Source organism: Blautia sp. DFI.1.216, from assembly GCF_020594215.1.
GTDB lineage: Bacteria > Bacillota > Clostridia > Lachnospirales > Lachnospiraceae > Blautia_A > Blautia_A wexlerae.
In genome coordinates this window covers 26,773-33,002 of record NZ_JAJDML010000044.1, presented here as the reverse complement: position 1 = coordinate 33,002, position 6,230 = coordinate 26,773, and the positions used below count along the sequence as shown (strand labels likewise).

Annotated in this window: 5 protein-coding genes; all 5 read right to left on the bottom strand. The window is 39.6% G+C overall.

Annotated features, from left to right (window positions below):
- Positions 1-15: 15 nt before the first annotated feature.
- A complete protein-coding gene (locus tag LJE11_RS14695) occupies positions 16-375 on the bottom strand; it encodes an MATE family efflux transporter (protein ID WP_025581028.1) in 360 nt (119 codons plus the stop codon).
- 340 nt (positions 376-715) lie between these two features.
- Positions 716-1,567: a carbohydrate ABC transporter permease gene (locus LJE11_RS14690; RefSeq protein WP_226840131.1), complete on the bottom strand. Its 852-nt coding sequence runs from the start codon at positions 1,565-1,567 to the stop codon at positions 716-718.
- A gap of 13 nt (positions 1,568-1,580) precedes the next feature.
- Positions 1,581-2,477, bottom strand: a complete 897-nt coding sequence (locus tag LJE11_RS14685; protein ID WP_025581030.1) for a carbohydrate ABC transporter permease — start codon at positions 2,475-2,477, stop codon at positions 1,581-1,583.
- Positions 2,478-2,549: 72 nt separating this feature from the next.
- Complete coding sequence (locus LJE11_RS14680) at positions 2,550-3,866, bottom strand: ABC transporter substrate-binding protein (protein ID WP_227296142.1); 1,317 nt, start codon at positions 3,864-3,866, stop codon at positions 2,550-2,552.
- Positions 3,867-4,415: 549 nt separating this feature from the next.
- A complete protein-coding gene (locus tag LJE11_RS14675) occupies positions 4,416-6,065 on the bottom strand; it encodes a glycoside hydrolase family 32 protein (protein ID WP_227296140.1) in 1,650 nt (549 codons plus the stop codon).
- Positions 6,066-6,230: the final 165 nt, after the last annotated feature.

The window sequence follows — 6,230 nt, the reverse complement described above, 5'->3', positions numbered from 1 at the left end:
GTGTTTTTATTTGTTTTAATCTACTATATAATGTGTATAAAAATAGTTTTTCAGTAGCGTCCCTATAGAGGTGAGGGAATTCTTGCTACGGTTGTTAAAGATATAATCCCGCATTTTTTCTATTTTCTCTGCGCCAAAATATTTAGCTACAGGAACACCAAACCCTGTACAGCTTCCCATGCAGAATCCCAGTACCAGAAACTGAATACTGCTGCTGGCTCCTACACTTGCCAGCGCTTTTGCGCCAAGGATCTGTCCTACGATCGCAGCGTCAATAATATTATAAGTCTGTTGCAGCAAATTTCCTAATAATAAAGGAAGCGCAAACTGCAGCATCAGTTTCAGCGGATTCCCTTTTATCATAGATGTGGTCATTTCTCTTTACTCCCATTCTCTATATTTCTATAACAATTCCAGCTGATAAAATTATCTGCTTTGCTATTGATTTGATTGAATCTCCATTGAAATACAAATATCAATTTCAACAGAATTCCTTCATTATCATAACATTCCTATTTTTAGTTTCAATAAGAAATTTTGACATATTTTATCTTAAAGCCAAGTGTTTTCATACGTCAGGCGAATATTCGCAATTACATCAGGAGACTACTTGATTCTCCGCCTGCGACGGGTCGCTTCAGCGACATAATTCTTCTAACATAAAAAAGCCCTACAAAACGCCATCCAAGCGCATTGTAGGACTTTATATATTGACTTAACCTTTAATACCTGAAGATGCAATACCTTCTACATAATATTTCTGCATGAAGATGAACATGATGATCATCGGGATTGCAGAGATTACCAGTGCTGCCATGATTGCACTATAATGTACAGGCTGTGTTCCGAAGAAGGACTGAACTGCGAGCTGGATCGTACGCTTGTCTTCACCGGTCATAACCAGGAATGGCCACATAAAGTCATTCCAGTGAGCGACGAAATCAAGGATAAATACAGTTGCATATACAGTCTTGGAAATCGGCATAACAATCTTGAAGAAAGTTCCTGCCGGACGACATCCGTCAATTGCAGCCGCCTCGATCAGATCATCCGGAATATCACAGAAAAACTGACGGAACATATAGATGGAGAAACATTTTGCTACAAAAGGAATTACCAGTGCTACAAGTGTGTTTACCCAGCCAAGCTGTGACATTTCAATATATAATGGGAGCATGATTGCTTCCATCGGAAGTACCATCAGGGCTACTACCAGATTCATGATCGCGCCTTTTCCTTTGAACTCAAATTTTGCAAGCGCATAACCACACATGGAGTTTACAAGCAGATCAAGAACCAGGATGAGTGCAATGTAAAGCAAGGTGTTCTTAAATACCTGAGGAAGATTCATTCTGGTAAATACTTCTACATAGTTATTAAAAGAAGCAGATACCGGAAAGAATGTTTTCAGGGAGTTCATATTTGCAAAAATCTGAGATTCCGGTTTCAGAGACGCGGAAATCATCCAGATCAGAGGAGAAACAAAGATAATACCTATGACAATATTTCCAAAATAAAACATAAATTTGGAAAAAGCCGCAGAAAATTTCATTGATGATTTTTTCATTTTCCTGTCCTCCTTAATCAGTTGCAGTAGTTACTTTCTTCATTAACAGTGACATTGCCACAACAATAACGAAGAATACAGTTGCGATTGAGCAGGCATAACCAAAGTTGCCTTTCTGGAAGCCCTGTGTATAAATGTAATATACCAGAGTTTTGGTGGAGTTCTTTGGTCCGCCCTGTGTCATGATATATGGCTGTGTGAACAGCTTCATTGCCTGGATCATAGTGATCATAATAACATATTTTATAGTTCCTTTCAGTCCCGGAAGTGTGATAAACAGGAACTGATTCCATTTGTTTGCACCATCTACAGATGCTGCCTCATACTGATCTTTCGGAATTCCCTGAAGACCTGCCAGGAAAATCATCATCTGATAACCTGCGCCCTGCCATGCAGACATGAAGATAATGGAGTTCATGGCTGTATGCTCATTGCTCAGGAAATTAATAGGATCCATTCCCAGTGATACCAGCAGAGAATTAATAAGACCAGTGCTTGGATTTGCATTGTAAAGTACTGACCACAGAACAGAGATAACAACCATGGAGGTTAACTGTGGACTAAAATACATTGTTCTGAATATTGCGACTCCGCGGAATTTCTTTGAAACCAGAAGCGCCAGTCCAAGTGCCAGTATACACTGTACAGGTACAACAACTACTGTGAAATATACAGTATTTTTCAGAGCCATCCAGAAGTTTTTATCCTGGAACAGTTTCTGATAGTTTTCAATACCAATCATCTTTATGGCATCCGGTCTCATAATCTGATATTTAAATCCGGAATAGTAAACGGTATAGATCATCGGTACAACCAGAAATGCGATCAGAAGGATAACTGCCGGAGCAGTAAATGCATATGCAGTGATTCTCTCGTCACGTTTTCTGCCTGTCAGCTTCGTCTTAGCCATAATCCTTTCCCCCTTTTAACAAACTTAAAACGGCCGCACCGCAGAAGCGATGCGGCCAGGTTTCTATCCTGATTATTCAGCGTAGTATGTTTCGTAATCTTCTGTGAATGTTTCTGCTACTGTATCAAGTTCAGACTGGATATAATCATCATCAACTTCTCCGTTTGTAGCTGCATCAGAGAGGATATTTGTCATTGCTTCAGCATATGCAGAAGAGAATGTTGCATAGGAAGGTGTTCTTGGACGCGGAACTGCTGTGTTGTTCAGCTGTTCAACCATAAGTGCACGTGCTCCTTCTTTGTAATCAGCCATTGCTTCTTCATCATAAGCAGAGTTACGTGTTGCAGGTTTTGCGATTGCATCTGCATAAGTTGCTACATTTTCGCTGTTCATCAGCCACTGAAGGAATTCGCCTGCTGCATCCGGATTCTCACAGTCCTTGCTTACTGCTGCTGCCCAGTCACCACAAGGAGAAACTGCTGTACCTGTTTCAGATACCGGATAGTATGTTACACCCCAGTCAAAATCTGCATTTGCTTCCAGAGTTGCAACTTCCCATGAACCACCAAGCATTGTTGCACATGCACCGTTTAAGAACTCATCTGTGATCGGCTCAATGTTTGCATATCCTTTTGCAATAAGATCTGCAAGGTAAGAAGTTGTTTTTACTGCTTCTTCGCTGTTTACATATCCGTCAGCTTCCTTACCATCCTCGCTGATGTAGTCTTTTCCTTCAGAGATATACATTGGCTCTAATGCATATGGAAGACCTTCACCATGATCCATGATAATGTGTGTTCCCACATAATTATCTGTTGTACACTTTTCAGCGATCTCTGCCATCTCATCCCATGTGATCGGGTTGTCTAATGTACGGGAATCAAGGTCATCTGTATCAACACCGCACTCTTTGAGGTAATCTTTATTGTAATAGAATGCTACGGAAGATTCTGTTGCTCCGATTGCATATAACTGTCCGTCATAGGTATTCTGGGCAATGGATGAAGGAACAAAATCAGAAAGATCATCCTCTGTAAAATAATCACTCAGCGGAATGCTGATTCCGTTTGCTGCATAGTAGGAAACCTGCGGTCCGTCTACATAGAAGATATCCGGAAGGTCATTGGATGTTACTGCTGTAGCAATCTTGTTATCATATGCGTAGGAATCGGAACGGTCGATTGCTTCACGTGAGACCTGGATATTCGGGTTTGCTTCATTCCACTCTGCAATCTTCTCTGTCCACCATGTCTCTACCTGTTCTCTGTCTGTCGGGCTCCAGATTGTAATGTTTACTACATCACCATCTTTTGCCATTGCCGGTACTGCACTGAACATTGTAGTTGCCGCCATTGTGAGTGCCAGAATTACGCTCATTCTTTTTTTCATGTTTCTTTCCTCCTGATAAAATGTATTGGTTGTTGATGTTACATCTCCTTAATCTCGTTCGGGAAATGTTATTTTTATGAAACCCGTTCCATGTATTTCCTTTTTTAACCACAGCTATTTTGCTGTGGTTAAAAGCTTTATTAGTCCTTTTGTGGAACCCGTTTCATATGATGGTTTTATCATAATCTCTCTTGCCTTATTTGTCAATATATTTTAACTTAAAAATCCTGTTTTTGCATCAATTCGTATATTTTCACAATATAAGTTATCTGTTTTTATATATTTTTCACAATCATATCTGGGTTTTTTCTTTGCTATATTTATATTAAATTTCCTATATTCCGTTATTTTTTATATGTTTCCAAAAAAGAGAGAGGGAAAATAGAATTCTCAATTTTCCCCCTCTTCTTTCTATTTATTTTTTCATTTTTATGGAACCGTTACCATTTTTTTTACTGCCGGCAGATATATGGCACATTGCTTTAAGCAAATATCGTTACTGTTCACTCCGTTCTCAGTAACTTAGCCAAATATCTGTATTCTGCGGATTTATTTCCAGATGGATTTCATTTCACAGATTTTAACCTGCGCTTCTTTATCACTGTTCAGACAGAAGATTCCCTGGCTGCTGCTATTGTAAAACAGTCTGGTTCCTGCATCTTCTCCATCATTTAAATATACCTCAATTGTTCTTCCGTCTACAAAAATTTCTGCATTTCTGCATTTCTCCACAGAAGAAACAAACTGTACCTTATCGCTCTTTACACCTGTCATTTTGAAGAATACTTTTCCCCCTTCTGCAGTCAGACTGATGGATTTATCCCCATCCTGACCAAGAAGAATGTTGAAATCTCCTGTTTCTTCAAATGATACAGATGCATAATATCTGTTATCTGAAATGGAGCCGACTTTAATCTCACTGCCTGTGCTTTCATATACTGTATCACCCAGAAGAGTATAAACTTCCTCTACAGGTTTTGTATATACATGTTCATTCTTCACATGGAGCTCTCTTGGCAGAGTCATGCTTCCATAAGCTCCCGGCTCTGTAGCAATATGCTCTCCATAGAAATCACTGATCCAACCGATCAGGATCCTACGGTCTTCATGCTGAAAGCTCTGCGCTGCATAGCAGTTGCTTCCAAAATCCACCCACTGCTGTGTATGGACATCCATTGCATCACCGTTCCAGTCTCCCACATAATATCTGCACTGCTGGAATCTTCCGTATTCATCATAATGGCTCATCCATGCGCCCATAGCTACATATTTATCATCCAATGGGAAAAAGTCCGGACACTCAATGGTTCTGATCTTTGTTTCCTCTGTAATCAGAGGACATCTGTATTTCCAGTTCTCTGCATCTTCAGATTCGTACAGAAGAAATGTTCCTTTTTCATCTATACATGCACCTAATACAATATAATACTTCTTACCGATCTTAATTGCTTTCGGATCGCGGAAATCATAGTTGGTACCTTCCGGTTTCTCCCTGATAATCTCTTTTTCCGGCTCAAAATGGATCATATCACTACTCTTTGTCATTGTCTGATACTGAACAGTGTCCCATCCGTCATCCTGAGGTCCGATATGTCTTGTGAGATAGAAGTATACCTCGTCTCCCATCGGAAGTGCGCTTCCGGAGAAAGCACCACCTTTGATTGCAAGATTATCCAGGATTTCTTCCTGAGGCTCTAACGCAACCGGAAGATGTGTCCAGTGCATCAGATCCTTGCTTGCTGCATGTCCCCAGTACATATTATTCCACTCCTGTCCAAAAGGATTCAGCTGATAGAAAAGGTGATAATAACCCTTAAACCAACAAAGTCCGTTCGGATCATTATTCCAGTTCACAACCGGTGAAAAATGATACTGTTCTCTGTATGGAGTATCTATAAAACGAAGGAACTCTTCTTTATTCATCTCTTTATAATTATCTGTAGTATCCAGCACACAGATTCCATTTTCCATAATGTTTTCACATTCACTTAAATAAGCAAATGTTATTGTGCAGTCCTGTGTTGAGATTTCATATTCTGTATTTCTGCTTACCGGAAATTTGATCCAGTTTCCATAGATATGTTTCGGTTCTTTTGTCTCTGTTGTGCTTTCTTTTACATTTTTCAGGAGCACACTGCCTTTTTTGCCTTCATCCGGTTTTACAAATAATTCCAGACACTCATAATTTCCTGTGTACATACGTAAATCCCCTTTCTGATATTTGTCACATTTAGATGTGGTACCCGTTCCATATATTTTCAAAAAATATAACGCAGGTTTCCTACGCTTTTATATATGGTACCCGTTCCATTTATTTGGATTATATAATGAATAATACTATTTGTCAACACACTTCTGATTCTT

Excerpts from the sequence above, each read along its gene's own strand:
- LJE11_RS14680 (WP_227296142.1), bottom strand. The coding sequence starts at position 3,866 with ATGAAAAAAAGAATGAGCGTAATTCTGGCACTCACAATGGCGGCAACT.
- LJE11_RS14695 (WP_025581028.1), bottom strand. The coding sequence starts at position 375 with ATGACCACATCTATGATAAAAGGGAATCCGCTGAAACTGATGCTGCAG.
- LJE11_RS14690 (WP_226840131.1), bottom strand. The coding sequence starts at position 1,567 with ATGAAAAAATCATCAATGAAATTTTCTGCGGCTTTTTCCAAATTTATG.
- LJE11_RS14675 (WP_227296140.1), bottom strand. The coding sequence starts at position 6,065 with ATGTACACAGGAAATTATGAGTGTCTGGAATTATTTGTAAAACCGGAT.
- LJE11_RS14685 (WP_025581030.1), bottom strand. The coding sequence starts at position 2,477 with ATGGCTAAGACGAAGCTGACAGGCAGAAAACGTGACGAGAGAATCACT.